At 36.7% G+C, this 22572-nt stretch carries 20 protein-coding genes and 1 pseudogene; 12 read left to right on the top strand and 9 right to left on the bottom strand.

Annotated features, from left to right (window positions below; all coding sequences use genetic code 11):
- Positions 1–6 precede the first annotated feature (6 nt).
- From IC621_RS27340 to ssuE, 3 genes and pseudogenes are all read right to left on the bottom strand, one after another.
- Positions 7–1213: pseudogene (locus IC621_RS27340) on the bottom strand (LLM class flavin-dependent oxidoreductase).
- Positions 1214–1492: 279 nt separating this feature from the next.
- Complete coding sequence (locus tag IC621_RS12575) at positions 1493–1675, bottom strand: YezD family protein (protein ID WP_191158664.1); 183 nt, start codon at positions 1673–1675, stop codon at positions 1493–1495.
- Positions 1676–2218, bottom strand: a complete 543-nt coding sequence (gene ssuE / locus IC621_RS12570) for an NADPH-dependent FMN reductase (protein ID WP_191158663.1) — start codon at positions 2216–2218, stop codon at positions 1676–1678. It lies immediately after the preceding gene.
- 565 nt (positions 2219–2783) lie between these two features.
- Here ssuE and IC621_RS12565 point away from each other — a divergent pair.
- Entirely contained in the window at positions 2784–3092 is a 309-nt protein-coding gene (locus IC621_RS12565; protein WP_191158662.1) for a PadR family transcriptional regulator, read from the top strand.
- A gap of 15 nt (positions 3093–3107) precedes the next feature.
- The gene (locus tag IC621_RS12560) at positions 3108–4298 is read left to right on the top strand and encodes a chromate transporter (RefSeq protein ID WP_191158661.1); all 1191 of its coding nucleotides are present in this window, start codon (positions 3108–3110) and stop codon (positions 4296–4298) included.
- A 44-nt stretch (positions 4299–4342) separates the two neighbouring features.
- Here IC621_RS12560 and IC621_RS12555 read toward each other — a convergent pair whose 3' ends face one another.
- Positions 4343–5362, bottom strand: coding sequence for an LLM class flavin-dependent oxidoreductase (locus tag IC621_RS12555; RefSeq protein ID WP_191158660.1), 1020 nt, complete (start codon positions 5360–5362; stop codon positions 4343–4345).
- 307 nt (positions 5363–5669) lie between these two features.
- On the opposite strand from IC621_RS12555, the gene IC621_RS12550 reads away from it, so the two are divergent.
- Together IC621_RS12550 and IC621_RS12545 are read left to right on the top strand one after the other, a co-directional pair.
- Positions 5670–6467: a sporulation protein gene (locus IC621_RS12550; RefSeq protein WP_191158659.1), complete on the top strand. Its 798-nt coding sequence runs from the start codon at positions 5670–5672 to the stop codon at positions 6465–6467.
- Positions 6468–6903: 436 nt separating this feature from the next.
- Positions 6904–7524, top strand: coding sequence for a protein kinase family protein (locus IC621_RS12545; RefSeq protein WP_224752498.1), 621 nt, complete (start codon positions 6904–6906; stop codon positions 7522–7524).
- A 490-nt stretch (positions 7525–8014) separates the two neighbouring features.
- Here IC621_RS12545 and bglA read toward each other — a convergent pair whose 3' ends face one another.
- Together bglA and IC621_RS12535 are read right to left on the bottom strand one after the other, a co-directional pair.
- Positions 8015–9454, bottom strand: coding sequence for a 6-phospho-beta-glucosidase BglA (gene bglA, locus IC621_RS12540; protein ID WP_191158658.1), 1440 nt, complete (start codon positions 9452–9454; stop codon positions 8015–8017).
- A gap of 13 nt (positions 9455–9467) precedes the next feature.
- On the bottom strand, positions 9468–11345 hold the full coding sequence (locus IC621_RS12535; protein WP_191158657.1) for a beta-glucoside-specific PTS transporter subunit IIABC: 1878 nt from the start codon (positions 11343–11345) through the stop codon (positions 9468–9470).
- Between the two features lie 174 nt (positions 11346–11519).
- On the opposite strand from IC621_RS12535, the gene IC621_RS12530 reads away from it, so the two are divergent.
- The 7 genes from IC621_RS12530 (at position 11520) to IC621_RS12500 (ending at position 18756) form a co-directional block, all read left to right on the top strand.
- Entirely contained in the window at positions 11520–12230 is a 711-nt protein-coding gene (locus tag IC621_RS12530) for a GntR family transcriptional regulator (RefSeq protein ID WP_191158656.1), read from the top strand.
- 258 nt (positions 12231–12488) lie between these two features.
- Positions 12489–13190, top strand: coding sequence for a response regulator transcription factor (locus IC621_RS12525; RefSeq protein WP_191158655.1), 702 nt, complete (start codon positions 12489–12491; stop codon positions 13188–13190).
- Complete coding sequence (locus IC621_RS12520) at positions 13187–14161, top strand: sensor histidine kinase (RefSeq protein ID WP_191158654.1); 975 nt, start codon at positions 13187–13189, stop codon at positions 14159–14161. The genes IC621_RS12525 and IC621_RS12520 overlap by 4 nt, the downstream gene beginning before the upstream one ends.
- Positions 14162–14374: 213 nt before the next feature.
- Positions 14375–15145, top strand: a complete 771-nt coding sequence (locus tag IC621_RS12515; protein ID WP_191158653.1) for an ABC transporter ATP-binding protein — start codon at positions 14375–14377, stop codon at positions 15143–15145.
- A 61-nt stretch (positions 15146–15206) separates the two neighbouring features.
- Entirely contained in the window at positions 15207–17063 is a 1857-nt protein-coding gene (locus IC621_RS12510; RefSeq protein WP_224752497.1) for an FtsX-like permease family protein, read from the top strand.
- A 15-nt stretch (positions 17064–17078) separates the two neighbouring features.
- Positions 17079–17681, top strand: a complete 603-nt coding sequence (locus IC621_RS12505; protein ID WP_191158652.1) for a DedA family protein — start codon at positions 17079–17081, stop codon at positions 17679–17681.
- Positions 17682–17925: 244 nt separating this feature from the next.
- Entirely contained in the window at positions 17926–18756 is an 831-nt protein-coding gene (locus IC621_RS12500) for an undecaprenyl-diphosphate phosphatase (protein WP_191158651.1), read from the top strand.
- Positions 18757–19177: 421 nt separating this feature from the next.
- On the opposite strand, the gene IC621_RS12495 is transcribed toward IC621_RS12500, so the two are convergent.
- The 3 genes from IC621_RS12495 to IC621_RS12485 form a co-directional block, all read right to left on the bottom strand.
- A complete protein-coding gene (locus IC621_RS12495; RefSeq protein WP_191158650.1) occupies positions 19178–20401 on the bottom strand; it encodes a cation:proton antiporter in 1224 nt (407 codons plus the stop codon).
- 2 nt (positions 20402–20403) lie between these two features.
- A complete protein-coding gene (locus IC621_RS12490) occupies positions 20404–20898 on the bottom strand; it encodes a cation:proton antiporter regulatory subunit (RefSeq protein WP_191158649.1) in 495 nt (164 codons plus the stop codon).
- Positions 20899–21255: 357 nt separating this feature from the next.
- On the bottom strand, positions 21256–21579 hold the full coding sequence (locus IC621_RS12485) for a hypothetical protein (protein ID WP_191158648.1): 324 nt from the start codon (positions 21577–21579) through the stop codon (positions 21256–21258).
- A gap of 170 nt (positions 21580–21749) precedes the next feature.
- On the opposite strand from IC621_RS12485, the gene IC621_RS12480 reads away from it, so the two are divergent.
- Positions 21750–22235: a cation:proton antiporter regulatory subunit gene (locus IC621_RS12480; RefSeq protein ID WP_191158647.1), complete on the top strand. Its 486-nt coding sequence runs from the start codon at positions 21750–21752 to the stop codon at positions 22233–22235.
- The last annotated feature ends 337 nt before the right edge of the window (positions 22236–22572 follow it).

The following is a 22572-nucleotide window of genomic DNA, read 5'->3' as shown; positions in this document are numbered from 1 at the left end:
TTTCTTTCAAATGAGTTGAGATTTAATTGGAATTTTAGAACTTATTTTCCTTTCATCAAGCTTCTTTTTTACTAAGGGTAAGAGGAGATTGCCTGTGATCTTTGCTTCTTCCAGGTTGGGATATCCGGATAGAATAAAAGAAGAGATTCCTAAATCTATATATTCAATCAATCGATCAGAAATTTGCGCTGGCGTTCCAACAAGTAAAACAGAGCCCCCTCCCCTCACAATAGAAAGACCTGCCCACAAATTCGGTCCTATCACATAATCTTCATTCTTTGAATGTTCTCTAAGAGAATTTTGCCTTCGTTGATTCGTCGCATCCGTTTGGGAAAATTGTTGATTTGAAAGCTCAATCGCCTGTTTATCTACTTTGCTGATAATCTCCCAGGCTTCTCTCCATGCTTCCTCCTCAGTTTCTCGCACAAGAACCTGTGCACGAAGACCGTATCGAAGGCGGCGATCAATTCCTTTATCTGCTTTTACTTCAGACCGGATTTGTTCTACTTCATCTATTTGCTGTTTTATCCATTCCAGTGGTTCTGCCCACATTAAGTAAACATCAGCCGTTTCTGCTGCCGTTCGCTTTCCTGCCAGTGAGCTGCCGCCAAAATATACCGGGGGATGTGGTTTTTGAATGGGCGGAGGATAGCTTGCTCCTCCCTCTATTTCATAGAATTCTCCTTTAAAATAAAGAGAAGCTTCAGCTTCCACAGTCTTCCTGCCTGCAAGAAATTCACTTTGATGTTGATTGGGTTGGTGAATCCATACATTTTTTTACAATTTGCAGAAATTCAAGTGTACGATCATAACGTCTATCGTGATCGTTTGCCAGCGGATCACCCGTTGCTGTTAAATCCCTTGGCGAACCCCCAGTCACGACATTAATTAATGCCCTTCCTCCTGAAATGACATCCAATGAAGCAGCCATCCTTGCTGCTAATACAGGAGCTATCAGGCCGGGTCTCATTGCAACCAAAGACTTCAGGATTTTTGTATGAGTAGCTATCGCAGATCCTACCACCCAGGCATCAAGGCAATTTCCTCCAGTTGGGATTAAAGCAAAAGTAAAACCAGCCTCTTCCGCTGTTTTAGCAACTTCAACCATATATTCCGAGGTTGATTCCCTTTCCGGCTTTATTCCAATGTATTTCCCATCACCAGTAGTTGGGATAAACCAACCAAATTCAACATTATCAATGCTTTGATTCATGCCTTTCTCCCCTTTTGTTTGGTTTTTTTAAAATTCAATTACTCACGCCAATCTTATGGTTGCTTCGAAAAGCTCTATTTACAAATTCAATTAGTGATTCGTCAATTGCTACTGCCTTCTAATTGTTATGAGCTTGTTGTGATAAACTCTGCTCAAGATTTGCGAGAATAGCCCAATAAAAAAAGAGACACCGTCTATTGAATAGAACTCGTGTCTCCGGATGACCGGTCGAACAAACTTCAACGTATTATAGGCTTTTCGACCAATTCCCTTATCAATTCAGCCAATTCCATTTGCTTTACGTTTAGATTGACTTACTTTCGTTTTTAAAAAGCGATTTTTTTCGGTGCGGTCGATTTGCGTAATTTCTCCATCATGTACCGTGATTAGTAATGAACCATATTCAATCTGTTTTAAAGCAGAAAGAATATGCTGAGTTTTTGCTTCGCTTAGATTGGCCATTTAGTTCCCCTCCAGTTTTTTTGAAATCTTAACTAATTGATGCAATTGCTGGTTTACTCTTTCTTCTAATTCGCTGTCAATAATCGGCTTTAATAGATTTGATTTTTCAATTTGTGCATCTGTAAGGTAAACCCCTCTTAAAATGGTTTGGGCATGTAAGGTAGCTAATAAAGGCTTTAAAGAAAAATCGATTGCAAGTAAATGGGATTTACTTCCTCCGACCATCAGCGGATAGACTGGCTTTCCTTTAAATATATCTTGGGGAAGCAGATCTAATAATGCTTTTAAAACCCCAGAATAGGCTGCTTTATAAACTGGTGAAGAAATAATAACTCCTTTTGCCTTTTGGATGTTTTCGGTAATTTCCACGACAGAAGGATGATGTACCTGAGCATTGATTAATACAGCAGGGTCGACATCAAGAACAGAAATATTTTTTACGCTTAATCCTTCATTTTCCACTAGCTTACCAAGGTAGCTCAAAAGAATGGAGGACCTTGACTCTAAAGATGGGCTGCCGGCAATCGTAACAATATCACTCATTTGTTCCCTTCCTTTCTGATTGGAAAAATAAAAGCCCCAATGCTTACATGAAGTAAGTTCTGGAGCCTTCGGTTTTCCGATTAGCACGATGATTTTTTTGTAAACTACACACTTTTATATTTCATATAAAATAGGACTAAAAGTGACGTCCATTTATTTTCTTTCCAAAATGAATGAAATGGAAAGAAAATGAATTTTATTAATTGTTTGTATTTTAATCTACATTAATCCGATATGTCAACTATGATTTTAACAAAAATGAAATTGAGACAATATTACTACTCACTCTTCTCCCTCTAACGCTTCTTGTCAAAAGTATCGAATATATTAAGTATGATATTTGTAAAATTCTAAACAAGCCTCTCCACCTTACAGTTTCATAATAATGGTGAGGTCTGGTTCATACAAACTTTAAACATAACATCCTGGTTATTGTGCCATTTGTAAATGGGTTGTAAATTAACTATACGATGTTGAAATAGCGGGTCTATCATGGTACTGTTTTGTTATGGAATTCAATATCGAATACCGATTTCGAAATTAGATTTGGGAGGTGCTTAGCTTTTTGGAAGACAAAGTATTACGGAAATTATTTCTAGGATTTATCCATATTCATGTCCTCCACCACGCAAAAGAACACCCCATTTTTGGTTCTTGGATGCTTGAAGAGCTAAGGGAACATGGTTATAACATAAGTCCAGGAACACTGTATCCGATTTTACACACAATGGAAAAGGATGGGCTTTTAACAAGAGAGGACCGGAACGTGGAAGGTAAAATTAGAAAATATTATTCCATAACAGAGGAAGGTACTACTGTTTTGGTTGAGGCACGCCAAAAAGCTTATGAGCTTTTTAAAGAAATAATAGACTAAGTGAGGATTTACGGCATGACAAATAAAACAAAGAGGGATTTCAAATCATTCATCGAAATACTGCTCATATCTACCAGGCTTGGCCTTACATCATTTGGGGGACCAATTGCTCATTTAGGATATTTCCATGAGGAATATGTCCGCAGAAAAAAATGGCTAGATGAAAAAAGCTATGCTGATTTAGTAGCGTTGTGCCAATTTTTACCTGGTCCAGCAAGCTCCCAGGTTGGGATTGGTATTGGCGTTATGCGTGCAGGGGTACTTGGCGGGATATTAGCATTTATTGGATTTACGCTGCCTTCTGTTATAGCTCTAATTATTTTTGCTTTAATTATGCAAGGGCTCGATATTGAAGATGCTGGATGGATTCACGGTTTAAAAATAGTTGCCGTAGCTGTAGTAGCACATGCTATTGTAGGTATGGCTCAAAAATTAACACCTGATTTGCAGCGAAAATCTATTGCTTTATTTGCATTGGTTGGCACTTTATTATGGCAGACAGCATTTACACAAGTCGGTGTGATTTTATTATCCGGGTTAGCAGGCTTTCTTATCTATAAACACCACAAGGAAAATGATAAATCTAAGTTATTTTTCCCTGTTTCCCGCAAATTTGGAATAGCCTGTTTATCCCTATTTTTTGGGTTACTCGTTCTTCTGCCCATTTTAAGAGAGGCTACTTCATTACATTGGATTGCCTTATTTGATAGCTTTTACCGGTCAGGTTCATTAGTTTTTGGCGGTGGTCATGTTGTATTACCATTACTAGAACGTGAATTTGTTCCAGCCGGCTGGTTAAGTGAAGAAGCATTTTTAGCTGGTTACGGTGCTGCTCAAGCTGTACCAGGACCGTTGTTTACTTTTGCAGCTTATCTAGGAGCAATTATGAATGGCTGGCAAGGCGGATTATTAGCAACTGCAGCCATCTTTCTTCCAGCATTTCTTCTTGTTTTAGGTACTTTGCCCTTTTGGGAAATTTTACGTCACAATCCAAAGATAAAAGGGGCTTTAATGGGGGTAAATGCAGCAGTGGTCGGGATTTTAATCGCAGCTTTCTATCATCCAATTTGGACCAGCACCATTTTAGAACCAATTGACTTTGCATTTGCAGCCGTTTTGTTCAGCCTGCTAGTCTACTGGAAGCTGTCGCCTTGGATCATTGTTTTAACAGGAGCTATTGGAGGTGCTCTTTTATCTCTATTATAAATATAGCGGTACCAGGTACCATTGATACCTGGTACATGCTATATTTATTTTTTCACAATTTCTGACAAAATTTCAAATGACCGCAAACGGGCTTTGTGGTCAAAAATTTGAGCATTAACCATCACCTCATCTGCCTGGGTAGCTCTTAGAAAATCCTCTAGCTTACCTTTTATGACCTCAGGACTTCCAATCATTGATCCTCCAAGCTGCTGGTCGATCGATGCCTTTTCGAAATCATTCCATAAATCATCCATATTTTCAACAGGCGGCTTAAGCTGTCCTGGATTTCCCCGCACTAAATGCAAAAATTGCTGCTGCATTGAAGTAGCTAACCACTTAGCTTCTTCATCAGTATCAGCGGTAATTACATTCGCTCCAACCATAGCATATGGCTCCTTCAGGAATTCTGAAGGTTGGAAATTACTCCGATATATTTGCAAAGCAGGAAGCGTATTATTCGGGGAAAAATGACTGGCAAAAGCAAACGGAAGCCCTAGTTGACCGGCAAGCTGGGCACTGAAACCGCTTGACCCCAGCAACCAGATTGGAATATCCAATCCTTCTCCGGGAACAGCACGAACATGTTTTTTCCCTGAAGGACTAAAGTATGATTGCAATTCACTTAATTGCTCTGGAAAGTCTTCACCACTGCTTCTATTCTCGCGGCGCAGGGCCCGAGCGGTAAGCTGATCGGTCCCTGGTGCACGTCCAAGGCCAAGATCAATTCGACCGGGATACATAGATTCCAAGGTCCCAAACTGCTCTGCGATAACTAACGGCGCATGATTAGGAAGCATAATTCCACCAGCACCAACACGGATTTTACTTGTACCTGAAGCTACATAGCCAATTACAACAGAGGTTGCAGAACTTGCGATACCGGTCATATTGTGATGTTCTGCCAGCCAGTATCGATTATAGCCCCATTTTTCAGCACATTGAGCAAGCTCCAAAGTATTTCGGAAAGATTCAGCAGCCGTACCACCCTCTACAATCGGAGCTAAATCAAGAACCGACCATTGAACATTATTTAGCTGTTTTTTACCAAGTTGAACATCGGACATTTCCTTTTGTCCCCCTTCTTTATATATTTGTTTTCATCTATCAGAAAAAAGTTTGATAAATTTAATTACCTTGGCATTATATCAATTTTTTTTGATTAACTAAAATAAAATGAACTTTTATACAGATTAGTCATACAGATATTTTCTAAATTCGCTTACACCATGCATGACACCATTCCATTAATGATCTCAATTGTCTAACAAAAATAAAATAGTAATGAAATAGTTTTTTACAAATTGAAACCAATTCTAACCTAATCCGTAGTATACGACATAAGCTTAAAATATGAATATGAAGGTGATTCTTGTGTCCTTATTTAAAAAAGTAGTTGCGAGTATCGGAATTGGTGCAGCAAAGGTTGATACAAAGTTGAAGAGTTCTGTATTTATGCAAGGTGATTTTCTGGAAGGAGTCGTGGAAATAAAAGGTGGAGATATGGAGCAGAATATTGACTCTATTAATCTTCGTTTAATGACGCTCTATGGTCATGAAGATAATGACAGACTAACACATGTTCCAATTTATCAGCATAAATTGAATGATCCTTTAACGATTGGGAAACGAGAGGTGAAAGAGATTCATTTCCGTTTTAAGCTCCCACTGCATACACCGATGACAATGCAAGACTCTAGAACCGGCAAAAACGTTCCTCCGGTTTGGATAGAAACTGGATTAGATATAAAAAATGCAGTTGACCCAAAAGATTTAGACCACATTTCAGTTGAACCTTCAGAGGTATATAAAAACATATTGGACGCAATAAAAATTGTTGGATTTAGATTTTATCAAATGGAAAATCAAGCGACTCCTCGAGGTATCAAAAATCACCTCCCATATGTACAACAGTTTGAATTCAAACCATCCTATGGAAAATATCAACATAAACTTGATGAGCTTGAAGTATATGTTATCCAAGGTGAACAAGAAACAGACATTTATTTTGAAATAGATAAAAAGAGTAAAGGAGCATTTGGCTCTATTCTTGAAAAGCTTGATTTAGATGAACATCGGGGTCACATGACGTTATTAAACACCGATATCATTACTAACCGCAGTTTGGTAAGTGATCGTTTTGAAGAAATTATTGATTCGGTTTTGAATTAATCCTTGCAATATAAAGGAATCCGACTTTTTCATCTGTATATTTTAGATGATTTGACCTATGTTACATTATTAAATATAATAATTATAAGACAATTAAACATATTATCCTTTTTTAAAGGGGAGTAGCTAAGACAGTAATGCCGTCAATACAGGTTTATCCTCGGCTTTGCTGGCAACATGTGTTGTTTGCGAGACCTTTACCATTTATTGGGCGAGGTCTTTTTTTTGTCATATTCAACCACTTTCTGAAAGGAATGATTTTTATGTCTATTAAAAAAATAGTAACTGCATATATAAAGAAAGAGGGGCCTAAACTTTTGAAGGAGAAAGGGATCCCTTTGCTAAAAAAAGAGCTGAACAAAAGGAAAGGTAAAAAATCCTGAAATTGCTTGCAATAGCTTGCTTAGGATGGGATCGGGGGAGGAGGAAAAGGTTATTGAATAAATATTCGGTTTATGCAGAGAGTATAGAATTTAAACCTAGCCGAAAAGGAAGCATTCAGTTTTACAAACACCACCCTGATCTAAAACTAATCGGGACAGGCAGGAGTGCTTGTGCTTTCAGAATACGAGATACAGACAAAGTTATTAAGATATTCCCTCCTCAATTTGAGCATGTTGCTCAAGAAGAGGCAGAAATATATAGAGTCTTAGAGAATACTGACTATTTTCCAACTATATATGAATCTGGCAGTAACTACATTGTTATGGATTTCATTGAGGGACATACTCTTTTTGAATGCTTAAACAAGGGAGTACCAATTGACTCCGAAAAAATTAAAGAAATAGATATTGTCTTGGAGCTTGCTAGACAAAAGGGCTTAAATCCTTCTGACATCCACTTAAGAAATATTTTTCTTACACCTGCAAGTGAAATCAAGCTGATTGATGTGGCGAGATTTAAGCAAAAAAAGCAATGCAGCCAATGGGACGACCTGAAAAATGCCTATTATCGATATTATTTGAAACCCTACTTTCCAAGGAAAATACCTAGCTTTCTCTTAAACCTGATTGCTGCATTATATAAGAGTCATCTTATCCCAATACCAAGGAAATAATAGAATTTAAGTTGAAGAGCTTATCAAAAGGTACGAAAAATACTTAATGATAAGCTTTTTTTGCAATTTCTGCTTTTAAGACCATTTGACAGACGATCAAATTTAACTATTAATTTGGCAGTTTTGTTAGGAAGATTTGCTTTTAGACATACTTCCCTCATATTCACTGGTGCTGATGTGGAATAAGAGAATTTTGTAACTATTCCAACTAAGGTTATTTGGCCTTCGACCGCTTGAAACACAAAAACCCGAATAAGGCACTTTTTTATCCCACTCTTAACGGGCAGTAAAATCCCCTCCTCAATCTTCAGTGGGACGAAGATTGAGGAGGGGGCCTAACTGCCCGTAAAGGTCCGATTGGTTCATCTAACCATCAATGGGGGATGAAGAAAACCCCCACTGATGGAAGATTCACTTTATAAGTGTCCATTATTCGGGTTATCGTTCACCACTAAGTTAGTAGGATGAAGTGGTTTACTTTGATTTTATTTTATAATTCTTCACCATTTGTTTGAATAACATTTTTATACCATCCAAAGGAATCTTTCTTATATCGCTTCATTGATCCGTGTCCTTCATTATCACGATCAACATAAATCATACCATAACGTTTTTTCATTTCACCTGTTGTAAACGACACGATATCGATGATTCCCCATGGCGTGTACCCAATTAAATCAACCCCATCGTAAGTGACTGCTTTTTCTAATGCTTCAATATGTGATTTTAAATAATCGATTCTTTCCGGGTCATGGATTGAGCCATCCTCTTCTAACGTATCCACAGCACCAAATCCATTTTCTACGATAAATAATGGAATTTGGTATCGATCATAAAAACGATTTAATGTATATCGCAATCCAGTTGGATCAATCGCCCAACCCCAGTCACTAGATTTAATGTATGGATTTTCCACACCATTTGGTAATCCACCATTCACGACATCTCCTGTATTATCATTTACGACATCGCTTTTTACTGTTGTAGACATGTAATAACTAAAACCTAAATAATCAACAGTACCATTTCTTAAGATTTCTTCATCGCCGTCTTCGAACTTGATATGATAACCTTCTCTTTCAAACTCTTTTAAAGCATAGCTAGGATAATAGCCGCGAACATGTACATCAGGGAAAAAGTATCGTTGTCTCATTTCCTCTTCAGCTAACATGACATCTTCTGGATTTGATGAATAAGGATAAATCGGTACATGTGAAACCATTGCCCCAATTTGGAACTCTGGGTTAATTTCTTTTCCTTTTGCTACAGCTAATGCACTTGCAAGTAATTCATGATGTCCCGCTTGATACATGACTTCCTTAGCGTTTTCGCCTTCTTCTACAACAACACCCGAGTTTGTCCATAAGAACAGGGGATTATTAACATCCATTTTGTTATTAATTTCGTTAAATGTCATCCAGTATTTCACTTTATCTTTATATCGATTGAAACAAACTTCAGCGAATTTTGCGAAAAAGTCTACTACTTTTCTATTTCTAAATCCACCATATTCTCTTGCTAGATGTAACGGCATTTCAAAGTGAGATAATGTAATGACAGGTTCAATTCCATGCTTCAGTAATTCATCAAATACATCATCATAGAATTGTAATCCTTCTTCGTTAGGTTCAGCTTCATCACCTTTTGGGAAAATTCTGCTCCAACCGATCGATGTCCTTAAGCATTTTAATCCCATTTCAGCAAATAAAGCGATATCCTCTTTATAATGATGATAGAAATCAATAGCTTCATGGTTCGGATAAAACTCATTTTCTTCGAATGTTTCTGTTATTTTTCTTGGTACGCCATGTGCACCTGCTGTCATGACATCCACTACACTTGGCCCTTTACCGCCTTGATTCCATCCACCTTCGAATTGGTGAGCAGCTAAAGCACCGCCCCATAGAAAATCCTGTGGCAATTTTTTCATTTTCATTTCCTCCTTATTTCACTACAGTAAATAATTTCGTATCTAATGTACTATCATTATTATCTTCGATGATAATTTCTTTATAAGCATGTGAATTCGTTATAATAATAGGTGTAATTGTTTTTAATCCTTGATTTTCGATTGATTCTTTATCGAATTCGATTAGTACATCACCTTTTGTGACTTTAACGCCGTCTTCTACATATAAAGTGAAAGGTTTTCCAGCTAATTTAACTGTATCTAAACCAATATGCACAAGTAATTCAACACCAGATACTGAACGTAAGCCGATCGCATGCTTTGTAGGCGCAACCATAACGACCGTTCCATCAAACGGGGCATATAATTTATTATCTGATGGCTCTATCGCTATACCTTGTCCCATCGCACCTGAGCTGAATACTTCATCCGGAACCTCTGAAAGTGGAATTACCTTACCGCTAAATGGAGCATTTACTGTTTCTTCATTACTATTAGGATCATTTGATTCTACTAAGCTTTCACTACCTGCTTTTTTCGCTGTATCTTCACCATATCCAAAGATTTGAATTAAAATGACAGGAAGAATAACTGCAATCACACCACCTAATAAAATTCCCCATATGGACATTGGGTAATCCGAGTCTATACCATTTACAATGGTTAGCGGTCCTGGTAATCCTGCATATGCAAAGTAATAAGGATTAAAGAAACTTGCTGCTATGGCACCGATGGCACCTGAAATACAGCCAAATATAAACGGCTTCTTAAATCTCAAATTCACTCCGTAAATGGCTGGTTCTGTAATCCCAAATATTCCAGTTACCCCAGCCGAAACACTGACTTTTCGTGTTTCCTGACTTTTAGCCTTCAGAACAACGCCAAGTACCGCGCCAACCTGTGCAATAACTGCAATTGTTTGATACGCCTGGAATGAATCTCGGCCGTATAAATCAAAATTCGCTAATACCATAGGTGTGATTCCCCAATGCACACCAAAAATAACGAGCACTTGCCAGAATGCGCCAATAATCGCTCCAGCCACAGCAGGTGCGTTTTCTGCTAAGAAGTTATAACCACCAGCAATCCCATTTGCTCCCATAGTAGAAACAGGACCAATTAATAAAATCGTTAAAGGTACCATAACGACCATACATATAAATGGAACAAATAACGGTCTGATCACTTCGTTCATTTTCTTATTTAAAAATCTTTCAAGATAAGACAAAATCCACACTAAAAATAACGGCGGCAGCACTGAAGATGTATACACTGTTTCAGATAAAGCCATACCAAAGAAAGTAATGGTATTTCCTTCTGCAATTTGGGCTGCCATCTCTGTCCATGTTGGACTGACTAATGCAGCACTGCATGCTACTGCAATATACGTGTTTGTTTTAAAATGTTTTGATGCTGTTATTGCAATAAAAATAGGTAAAAAAGTAAATGGCGCCCATGAGATAAAACTTAAAACTTGGTAGGTTCCCGTTTCTTCAAAGCCAGCAAAGAATAAATTAATTATTATTAACAACCCTTGCAAAATACCAGCTGCAGCTAAAATATATACAAACGGTGCAAAAACCGCTGACATCGTAGCAATTACACGGTTTACTATCGTTCCTTTGTTGTCACTTTTTTCATCAGATGTTTCAACGTTCACTAAACTTGAAAATTCTTCATAAACTTCTCCTACATGTTGACCGATAACAACTTGGAATTGTCCGCTATTTTCTACTACTGTAATGACTCCTGGCATAGATGATACTTTTTCTTTGGCTTCTGGTTTAGACCGCTTTAGTACTAATCTAAGTCTGGTTGCACAACGTGTAACTCCAATTACATTCTCTTCTCCGCCAACAGCTTCTAAAATATCTTTCGCAAGCTTAGGATAATCTCTAACTTTTCCCGACAATTTAAATCCCCCCTTAATTTATTTGATAACACTTACATTATAATTGTATCGGTATAATTTATCAATAACCGAATAAATTTTTTATATATGTATAATATTATTGAATGAGCTTTTGATAAGTTTATGCTATAATTCTGATATTGAGTGACATAAATCAACTAATGAGGAATGTATATGTTAAAGTACCAGCAAATTGCAATCGAAATTGAAAAGTTTATTGAGGATCATACGCTTCAACAAGGAGATAAACTGCCAGTATTAGAAAAATTAATGACTCAATTTGAAGTGAGTAAGAGTACGATTACGAAATCTTTAGATCTGTTAGAGAAAAAAGGGGTCATATTTCAAGTAAGAGGCAGCGGAATTTTTGTTAGAAGGCATAAGAGAAAAGGTTATATTAGTTTGCTTTCTAACCAAGGGTTTAAAGAGAGTCTTGAGGATTTTAATATCACTACAAAAGTAATTGAATTAGAAGTGAGAAAACCAACACAGGAAGCGGCTCATAATTTAAATATTGAACCTGATAACGATGTCTATTATGTAAAAAGAGTTCGCTATATTAACGGGCAAACGTTATGCTTAGAAGAATCGTTTTATAATAAATCCATCATTACCTATTTGAATAAAGAAATTGTTTCTGAATCAATATTTAACTATATTAGGGAAGGATTAGGATTAAAGGTCGGTTTTTCGGATTTATACCTTCGTGCCGATAAGCTTAAAGAGGAAGAAGCGAAGTATTTAGGTTTAAAAAAAGGGGAACCTAAAATTTACGTTGAAACCATTTTTCATTTAACCAATGGACAGCCATTTGACTTTTCAAAAGTTTCTTATAACTATGAACAATCACAGTTCTTCATCCAAGCGAATAGCCATTTTTTATAAAAATATAAAGAGAAGCTTGGTTTCTTATTCAGAGAGATCAAGCTATTTTTGTTGCCAGTGCCTGCCCCTGGAACGTTAGAGGATTTCCCCCCGCTGACTCTGTTACTAAAGCATCTCTTCCTTTAAGTATACTTAAGCTGTCCTTCTAAAACTCAGATATTCTTCATCTAGTATTAGAATCCTACTGATGAGAAGGTGATATTTTCCCAGCTTTTTAGTACAATACATACATCCATTATTAGTTCGGGGAGATTTGTTATGTTTAAAATATTTATAGTAGAAGATGATACAGGGCTTGCCCTGCTGCTAGAGGAACATCTCAATAAATATGGCTATCAGACCTTTGCTGTCCAGAATTTTGACACGGTTTTAAGTGAGTTTAAAAAATTTGACCCCCATATTGTATTGCTTGATATCAATTTACCAAAATATGATGGCTTCTATTGGTGCAGGCAGATACGAACGAGCTCTACTTGTCCAATTTTATTTCTTTCAGCGCGTGAAAGTAAAATGGATCAAGTAATGGCGTTAGAGAATGGTGCTGATGACTATATCACCAAACCATTTGATTATGAAATTGTAATCGCTAAAGTTAAAAGTCAGCTCCGTCGTGCTTTCGGAACCTATTCGGTCAATGAACAAATTCGCACATTGGATGTTGAAGGATTAATGCTTGATATCGAAAGACTAAGCCTTTCTTTTCATCATGAAAAGGTTGAGCTTAGCCTGACAGAAGCCAAAATCCTTGATGAACTGATGAAGAAAGCAGAGCGTGTAGTTAGCCGGGACAGGCTGCTTGAGAAAATTTGGGACGACCAAGCATTTGTCGATGACAATACATTAAACGTGTATGTGACCCGGGTTAGGAAAAAGCTAATGACCTTAGGGATACACGATTCTATTCAAACAATACGCGGACAAGGCTACCGTCTCTATCCGAATTGGGGTGATCAGGAATGAAACTTTTCTTTCGCGATCAGCTGCCCCTCTCATTCCTTTACATCGTGCAGCTGCTAATTATTTCCTTTGTTTATTGGCTCGATGGAAATCAAAACATTACAACTAGTTTGTATGCTGCTTTTCTAAGCTTCACCCTATTCATCGGTTATCTTATTTTTCGTTATTTAAAAAATCGAGTATTTTACTATCGTTTGGAAAGATCACAAGTTTCCCTTGAGGATTTTCCTAAACAGGAATCACCTTCCCCATTAGTAGAAAGCCTGCACGAGCTATTAAAAAAACAGTTTCGCCGTTTCCAAAATGAATTACATAACACTGGGCATAAATTAGAATCTCACATTCAGTTTATCAATCAGTGGACCCATCAAATGAAAACTCCAATTTCTGTCATCTATTTACTTATTCAGGATGAGGAGGATAAACGCTTTTCTGCTATAGGATATGAAGTGGATCGATTAAAAAAAGGGCTCGATATGGTCTTGTATAGTTCTCGGCTAGATCATTTTGAGCATGACTTTCATGTGCAAATCCTAGATTTAGAAAGAATCGTCCGCTCAGCTGCATCTGAACAAAAAAGGCTGTTTATCCGCAAAAAGGTTTTTCCGCATATTCTGATCAAGGAACCCATAAAAATCACTTCAGATGAAAAATGGTTAACTTTTGTTGTCACACAGCTTATTACGAATGCGGTTAAGTATTCCATGGGAGAAAACAAAAAAATCTATATTGAGGGGTTTTACTCTTTAAACAATACCACCGTTTTAGAAATTCGTGACGAAGGTGTAGGTATTCCCAAAAGCGACTTGCCGCGGGTATTTAATCCTTATTTCACTGGTGAAAACGGGAGACGATTTCAGGAATCAACAGGAATGGGCCTTTACCTTGTCAAACAAATATGCAGAAAGCTCGGTCACCAGGTCGAGCTGGAGTCAGAGACTGGGAAAGGAACTACTGTAAGAATTTTATTTTAATTTTTTCTATAATAATCCAGAAGTTTTAGTTTTAAGTGAAGACAAGCGCCAAAAAACTCCGGCTCGACTAATGATTTTTCCCGCTAGAACAGGGATTTCCGCTTTTCTAATGAAACCTTACAAACTTGTAAGGTAATGTAAGATAGTGAAATAGCAACGTTTTATATGCCTTTATATAATGAAGACATTAACCTGAACAAGGAGTCGTTTCATTTGTCGATAGTAGAAATTAAAAATGTAACAAAAATTTATGAAGGCAAAGTTTCTCACAGAGCATTAAATGCCGTCCATTTTTCAATCAATAAAGGTGAATTTGCCTGCATCATGGGACCTTCTGGAAGCGGGAAAACTACGTTGCTAAATGTCATTGCCACGATTGATGAACCTACTTCAGGAGAAATTATGATAAATGGACAAAATCCTCATATACTTAATAAGAAAGAAAAAGCATTATTTCGCCGGCATGAGCTCGGGTTTGTCTTTCAGCACTTTAATCTTCTGGACAGCCTCACAGTAGAGGAGAATATCGTCCTTCCATTAACACTAGACGGAGCATCTGTAAAAGAAATGGAGATAAAATTATCTGCTGTAACTGAGAAGCTAGGGATTGAGCATATTTTAAAAAACCGGACATATGAAATTTCTGGGGGACAAATGCAACGAACAGCAATTGCCAGAGCAATTATCCATCAACCATCCCTTATCTTAGCAGACGAACCAACGGGTAACCTGGACTCAAAAGCTTCCAAAGATGTAATGGAAACGATGGCTGCCATTCATACACAAGCAAGCACAAGCATTTTAATGGTCACCCATGATGCAGTTGCCGCAAGTTATTGTGATCGGGTTATTTTCATTAAAGACGGCAGTTTTTATAATGAAATTTATAAAGGAGAAAACCGGCAGGCATTCTTCCAAAAAATTCTGGATATGTTATCGCTATTAGGAGGGGATCAAACTGACCTTTCCACAATTCGTCTTTAGAAATTTCATTCGCAATAAAAGAACTTATGCAGCTTATTTTCTCAGCAGTTCGTTTTCTGTTATGATTTTCTTTATCTGTGGATTGTTTCTTTTCAATCCATTTATTCAAAAAGGAACCATTTATTCTGTTGTCGCTCTCGCCACAATTGCAGCTGAATGTATCATGTACATTTTTTCATTCTTTTTTGTTTTTTACTCTGTCAGCTCCTTTTTAAAAACAAGAAAACGCGAATTCGGCATTTTATTAATGCTGGGTATGACCAAAAAGCAGCTAAACAAAATGGTTTTTATGGAGAACATGTTGATTGGCATTTGCGCCATCATAGGAGGGGTTGGTGCTGGACTTTTTTCAGGAAAGCTTTTTTTAATGATCGGTGCTAGGTTTCTCGGGATCTCTTCTCTCCCCTTTTATCTATCACTAGAAGCTCTAGCTCTTACCATCGTATCCTTTTTAATTTTGTTCCTTATCATTTCCTTTTGTACAACATTTCTTTTGAAAGAAAATAAACTAATTGATCTCTTCCAATCTGTTCAGAGACCAAAAAGAGAACCAAAGGCTTCTGTTTTGCTTTCGTTATTATCATTTGGGCTGTTAGTAGTTAGTTATACCTTATCAGCCACTGCAACGTCAGAAACAGTATATATTTTGATGCTGCCTGTTAGTATTATGACGATTGCCGGAACATACTTTTTTTACAATCAGCTTAGTATTTTTATTATTCGGTATTTAAAGAAAAAGCGATCTTTATTTTGGAGAAAAACGAACATTATTACTCTATCAAGCCTTGCCTACCATATTAAGGATAACGCAAGAATGTTCTTTATGGTTACAATCGTTTCAACCGTTGCATTTTGCTCAGTCGGAGTTTTCGCCTCAACAAATAGCTTATTTAAACATTTTAATGATGATTATCCAGCCGCAATCAGTTATATAGAAAAAGCAGGGAGTAGGGTCGCCCAAAAGCATATGGAAAAAATTAAGCTGGAGTTAGAAGAAAAGAATCTTGACTATCAAACTCTCACAATTCCTATTAAATATGTCCAGGCAAAATCTTCTTTATCATCAAAATCAAAACATTTAGTACCGGTCATTTCATTCTCTGATTACAAGAAAGCAATAATGATGGCTGAATTTCCTGTTTCAGATCAACCTTTAAAAGAAAATCAAGCTCTTGTCGTTCTTACTTCAAAACAGGAACTAAAATCCAGCAAGGAAATGGAAGACATTTCAGTCACCTTCACCTCTAACAAAATGAATTTTGAAACACTCGGCTATTCTAAACACGTAGCAATACCGGATTATCTATTGATTGATGTAGAAGATAACTATAATTCTGGAGGTTTAATCATAAGCGACCGCCAATTTAAGCAGATTAATACCCCTGTAAAAGTCGATCATTATACTGGATTTTATATGGATGATTTTGAAAGAACGAGCGGAATTGCTGAACAAATCTCGGATAATGGAAAAATCCTGTATAGCTCAAATAAACCTTATGCTATTGCAGTAAGCGGGACCTTAATCGATATACAAAGAACCTTATTTCAGACAATGTTTTTTGTAGCATTGCTTGTTGGAACAGTATTTTTCATAGCTGCGGGAAGTTTTCTTTACTTCCGTTTATATGCAGATTTAGAATATGATAGACGGCAATATCTTTCCCTTGCTAAGATGGGATTGACTGAAAAAGAATTAAATAGAATTGTTACTAGACAGCTCAAACTTTTGTTTTTTGCACCGATCGCAATAGCCGTCATACATAGTGTTTTCGCATTTACTGCCCTGCAAAGCTATTTTTATTTATCAATTGCCGGTGAGATGGCCTTTGTATTAAGCGGTTTTACAATCGTACAAATCCTTTATTTCTTTTTTATTCGCCATCACTACTTAAGAAACATTAAGAAAGTACTTTTTTAAATACGGGAGGAAACAATGGAGAACTGGATCACAGATTTTATGCAGCAATTTGGCTATTTAGGAATATTTCTTATGATTGCCCTGGAAAATGTCTTTCCACCTATCCCTTCGGAAGTCATTCTCACATTCGGAGGGTATATGACAACTAGATCCGAGCTTACTATTCTCGGAGTGGTTATATGGTCTACCGCGGGCTCTGTAGCGGGGGCAATCATTCTATTTTGGATTGGTTACTTACTAAACGTTGATAGATTAGAAGCTATCGTCGATCGCTGGGGTCATATTCTCAGAGTTAAAAAGGAAGATATTCGGCGCGCAGATGCCTGGTTTGATAAATATGGATACTGGACCGTTCTATTTTGCAGAATGGTTCCACTTATTAGAAGTTTGATTTCTATTCCTGCTGGTGTTTCGCAAATGAATTTTGGGCTGTTTCTTCTTTTTACAACGATTGGAACACTTATTTGGAATATTGTTCTAGTCAATGTAGGAGCAGCGGTTGGCGAATCATGGGAAGAAATTGTTCAAATTATGGATATTTATTCTAATATTGTTTATGCCTTAATCGCAGTTGCCTTGATTATTTTTATTTGGCTCTTTATAAAGAAAAGAAAATAAGCATAAAGTATCCTTACAATAAGATTCATAGAGTTAAATCGATTGGGAATGTTTTTAATACGAAGAGGTTATCCCACCTCTTCGTCCTAGAATATACGGGATAAGTACAAAAGCCCTTGAAAATACGGGGATTATCCCAAACCTAGCTTTTGGTTCCTTTATATTAAGGCAGTTCGGGTTTACTTGCCCGTTAAGGGTGAGATAAACTAAATCTATTACACAATAATGAAGGAGATAATACATAATGGATTTTCTTAATCTCATAAAAGCAATTATTTTAGGGATGGTTGAGGGGTTAACAGAATTTGCTCCCATTTCCTCTACAGGACATATGATCATTGTTGATGATCTATGGCTTCAATCTGAAGCATTTTTAACAAAATATGTAGCAAATACGTTTAAGGTTGTTATCCAGCTTGGTTCCATCCTTGCTGTTGTTGTCATCTATAGAAATCGTTTTATCGAAATGCTCGGACTTGGAAGAAAAAAGGAAGGGAACCATCAAGGGACCTCTCATCTTAAACTCACTCAGGTTATTGTAGGCCTGTTACCTGCTGGTATTTTAGGAGTGTTATTTGAAGATTTTATTGATGAAAATTTATTTTCTATTGAAACGGTTTTAATTGGTTTAGTTATCGGAGCTTTTTTTATGATTGCTGCAGACTATTTTGGACCTAAAAAACCAAAAACCAATACAGTTGACCAAATTACATATAAACAAGCTTTGTCAGTTGGATTGATCCAATGCTTTTCCTTATGGCCTGGTTTTTCACGGTCGGGGTCGACGATTTCAGGCGGTGTTTTACTCGGAATGAGCCACAAAGCAGCTGCCGACTTTACATTTATTATGGCTGTTCCGATTATGGCTGGAGCAAGCTTTCTATCCTTGTTGAAAAACTGGCAATATTTTTCAATGGATGCAATGCCCTTTTTTGCAGCAGGCTTTATAACAGCATTTGTATTCGCGCTAATCTCAATCCGTTTCTTCCTAAAGCTGATTAACAAAATTAAACTTGTTCCGTTTGCCACTTATCGAATTGTTTTAGCTGCGATTATCTATTTTGTTTTCTTTTAGGATCAAGCGGCTATTAGCTATTTCTATATCCACGAGGTTAAAGAAGAACAAAAGGACCGCGTTTGACTAATATAGATACAGTTATAAAACTCAGTTAAGGCTTTACACGGAGCTCAAGCAGCGGCAGCACCCTTTAACTTAAACTGATAAAAAAGGCAGCATCTCAAATGAAAGAGATGCTGCCTTTTTGAAATACTTCGCAATTTTATTTATCTTTTTCAGACTTCTCATCTTTCATAATCCCTTTTACCCCATTACGGAACTCAGTATTCTATGAAAATTAGGAAGGGATTTAAAACCGAGCATCTTCCTTTACTCTCCTGTTAAAAACAAGTTCAATAAAACAATTTTACTTGATTTGATTCCCTAAATTACGTTTACACTTGCACAAATAAGCTTTTTTTCTTACTTATTAGTGCATCTAATAAGAATTTTCTCCGGACTTTCTTTTACCTTTTGTATTCCACTTGAATATGTTGTTTAAAAAGGAGTAAATATGCTTTGATTCTTTGGTTAAGAGCGGTCCTAAAATGGCTAGGATTAACACATAAAGTGCAGAAAATGGCTTTAAAATAGGCATTAACCCTCCTGCGATTCCTAAGTTAGCCATGATAATAGAGAATTCACCTCTTGATACAATTGTCAGCCCTATGTTTGAAGAGGCCTTATGTGACAACCCGCTTTTTCTTCCGGCAATCATTCCAGCTGTAAAGTTACCAATAATAGTGATAATCACCGCTCCAATTGCCAGCCAAAATGCATCTCCTAAAGTAAGAGGATCAATACTCAACCCAAAGCTAAAGAAAAAGAGGGCACCAAAGAAATCCCTAAATGGAACGACTAAGTGTTCAATTCTGTCCCTATGCTCTGTTTCAGAAAACACTAAGCCTAATAATAAGGCACCGATCGCTTCTGCCACATGGATCGTTTCTGAAAAGCCTGCAACAAAAAATAGGGAAGCAAACACAACAATAATAAAAATTTCATCTGATGAAATATCTAATAACCTGTTAAGCAGACCTGATGCTTTCCTAGCGATGATGAAGAAAGCCATCATATAGCCGAAAGCAATTAAAACAGACAACAGCGAGCCCCAAATGGTTGCAGTGCCACCCAGCACTAACCCTGAGATGACGGAAAGATAAACGGCAAGAAATATATCTTCAAACATGATGATACCCAAGATCAATTCAGTTTCAGGGTTAGCTGTTCTTTTTAGATCAACAAGCACTTTTGCGACAATTGCACTCGAGGAGATGGTAATAATTCCGGCAATAATTAAAATTTCCAGGACCGGATATCCCATCAAGTAACCAAAAAGCAGACCCAAAATAAAATTAATGAGAATATAGATGGTTCCTCCAAATGCGATTGATCGTCCAGATTTAATGAGCTTTCCGACCGAGAATTCAAGCCCAAGGTAGAATAGTAAAAATAAAACCCCTATTCTTCCCATAAATTCTATAATTTCAAAGCTTTCAATAAACTTCAGATCAATAATTCCAATTGTAGGTGCATGCGGTCCAACAGCCATACCAAGTAAAATTAGAAATGGGATAATGGTGAACTTTAGCTTTCCGGCGATTAATGCTGCTATAGCTACCAATACAAGCGCTGTACCTACTTCAAATACTAAATGGTCCATCCTTATCCTCCTCTAGTTAGTAATTCTTTGATGACTGTTTTTAATTGGGTTCTTTCTCCTGAAATAACTATGGTGTCATTTTCATTTATGATTTCATCTGGTCCGGGATTCAACACCTTTTCTTGATTCTTTTTGATAAGCGCTATGATGGTTACACCATATTGATTTCTTATATCCAGTTCTCCAATTGTTTTCAGGTTAGCTTTTGCATCTTTTTCAACTTTAAACCATTCAATAATTAAATCATCAAACGCCATTTCAATCGTTTCAAGGGCTTTTGGTTTATAAAAGATACCGCCTAAGATTGCTGCAAGTTGTCTCGATTCTATATCATTAAGGGTCAAATTAGACACACTTTCATCGGAATCTTTTGAATCAAAATGGTAAACTTCTCTTCTCCCGTCATCATGTATGATAATGACGATTTTTTCTTTAGACTTTGTAGTAATTTCAAACTTCCTTCCAATACCTGGTAATTCACTTTCTCTAATGTTCATATAAACACTCCTTGAAAAAATAATCATGACAAATAAAGCAAACCTTTACTTTTGGGAGAGGACGCTGGAATTTATAGACCTTTATTTTCTAAATGAGGGTTAATCATAATAAGTTGAATTCATGGACACTTTACTTCCACAGGAAATGATTCACACAGACGAAGCAATCTCTAAGCAGTACTCTTAGTCCGTAGACCATTTACAGTCAGCTGTTGTCCGCTGATTTTCTTTTGTTTCCTCTGGGATTGAGCAAAGACATATATTGCCCTTATAGGTATTAAAAAGACCTTCCATATTCGGGCATGCTAAATAGCCCTATACTTTTATAGGTAAAAATTAAAAATTGAAATTTTTTAATTAAAGGTAATTTGCATGGTAATGAATAGGAGTAAGAAAAGCTTGTATTTTTATAGGGTATACAAGATTTCCTAGATGGAAAGGATGGATGTATAAATCCGTTTCGTCAGCCGATGCGAAAAGATCGTCTGAAGGATTGATATAATGATCATCCTCTTTTAGTTTATAGGAAAAAGGGGACTTCACCATTTCAGATTCAGGCTGAAAGGTAAAGGAAGAAAACTTGATTTCATTTGACAAACCAACAAAAAGTTGATCCTCATGATGAATAGGAGAAATTAACATAAAGAAAATAAACATAAAGCTCGTCAGTATTATTTTCACTATCCTATTACCTCCATTCATCAAAAATTTTTACATCAAATTTAATTTTACTAAACTTTTTACATTGGAGCAAATAAAAAACTAATTCTTATGTTGAATTCACTATTTATTTTAGCTATAATGTAAAAATTGAAGTGAAAGAATTCTACTCTCATATACGGAGGAAGATTATGAATATAAGAGAAAGTGAACTCCCCGGAATTGGTTATAAGTATGAAATCATAACCAAGGATAGGGAAAAAATTGCATTGGTAGTACACGATGATGGCAGGCGTGAGATCTATCACTTTGATGAAGAGCATGAAGAGTGTGTTTCTAATATAACCTTCTCCGATTCTGAAGCAAGGCAGCTAGCTGCCATTTTAGGGGGAATGGTCTACCAGCCAAAGGCATTGGAATCCATTGAAGTTGCTTTGAACGATTTAGTCATTGAATGGTTTAAAATAGAGAAAGATTCACCAAGTGCTGCGAAGACTATTGGTGAAATAGAAATTAGACAAAAATACGGGGTAAATGTCATCGCTGTTATCAAAAAGAACGGTCAAAAAGTGCTTAACCCTGGATCTGATGAAATCCTTGAAATTGGCGATACGATTGTAATTTCCGGTGAAAGAAAAGAAATTAGAGAACTGATCAAAAAAATTTCCAATCGTTAAATAAACCTTTTTAAGTATTACCTATCTGGTAGTACTTTTTTTATATCCAAATATTCGACTTCATGTATAATTGGCTAACTATTTAAATTGGGACAAATTGCTGGAGAATTTGTTGAAGGAGTAGATTTTTGGTTATGGAGGTTGTGTAATTGCAGGAAAAAAAGCTCAGATGTCACAAGTACTTTAATGGGAAACATCGGGCGGCTAATAACCAAATGGCCGATGGCGATTAGTGCTAACATTGGCAACACTCTTTAACAAATTAACACTTTAATAATCTTAAACTTCTGAAATAATAAGAAAGACGCTTCTGCGGAAGCAAAAACGTCTTTTCTTA

The sequence above is a fragment of the Metabacillus arenae genome (assembly GCF_014773385.1).
In the GTDB taxonomy this organism is placed as follows: Bacteria; Bacillota; Bacilli; order Bacillales; family Bacillaceae; genus Metabacillus_D; species Metabacillus_D arenae.
Note: the sequence above shows the minus strand (reverse complement) of the source record. Positions and strands in the feature narration are given on the sequence as shown.

Bases quoted from the DNA above. Each gene is read 5' to 3' on its own strand.
- IC621_RS12575 (WP_191158664.1), bottom strand. From the start codon at position 1,675: ATGGCCAATCTAAGCGAAGCAAAAACTCAGCATATTCTTTCTGCTTTA.
- ssuE (WP_191158663.1), bottom strand. From the start codon at position 2,218: ATGAGTGATATTGTTACGATTGCCGGCAGCCCATCTTTAGAGTCAAGG.
- IC621_RS12560 (WP_191158661.1), top strand. From the start codon at position 3,108: ATGACAAATAAAACAAAGAGGGATTTCAAATCATTCATCGAAATACTG.
- IC621_RS12555 (WP_191158660.1), bottom strand. From the start codon at position 5,362: ATGTCCGATGTTCAACTTGGTAAAAAACAGCTAAATAATGTTCAATGG.
- bglA (WP_191158658.1), bottom strand. From the start codon at position 9,454: ATGAAAAAATTGCCACAGGATTTTCTATGGGGCGGTGCTTTAGCTGCT.
- IC621_RS12530 (WP_191158656.1), top strand. From the start codon at position 11,520: ATGTTAAAGTACCAGCAAATTGCAATCGAAATTGAAAAGTTTATTGAG.
- IC621_RS12525 (WP_191158655.1), top strand. From the start codon at position 12,489: ATGTTTAAAATATTTATAGTAGAAGATGATACAGGGCTTGCCCTGCTG.
- IC621_RS12520 (WP_191158654.1), top strand. From the start codon at position 13,187: ATGAAACTTTTCTTTCGCGATCAGCTGCCCCTCTCATTCCTTTACATC.
- IC621_RS12510 (WP_224752497.1), top strand. From the start codon at position 15,207: ATGATTTTCTTTATCTGTGGATTGTTTCTTTTCAATCCATTTATTCAA.
- IC621_RS12505 (WP_191158652.1), top strand. From the start codon at position 17,079: ATGGAGAACTGGATCACAGATTTTATGCAGCAATTTGGCTATTTAGGA.
- IC621_RS12500 (WP_191158651.1), top strand. From the start codon at position 17,926: ATGGATTTTCTTAATCTCATAAAAGCAATTATTTTAGGGATGGTTGAG.
- IC621_RS12495 (WP_191158650.1), bottom strand. From the start codon at position 20,401: ATGGACCATTTAGTATTTGAAGTAGGTACAGCGCTTGTATTGGTAGCT.
- IC621_RS12490 (WP_191158649.1), bottom strand. From the start codon at position 20,898: ATGAACATTAGAGAAAGTGAATTACCAGGTATTGGAAGGAAGTTTGAA.
- IC621_RS12480 (WP_191158647.1), top strand. From the start codon at position 21,750: ATGAATATAAGAGAAAGTGAACTCCCCGGAATTGGTTATAAGTATGAA.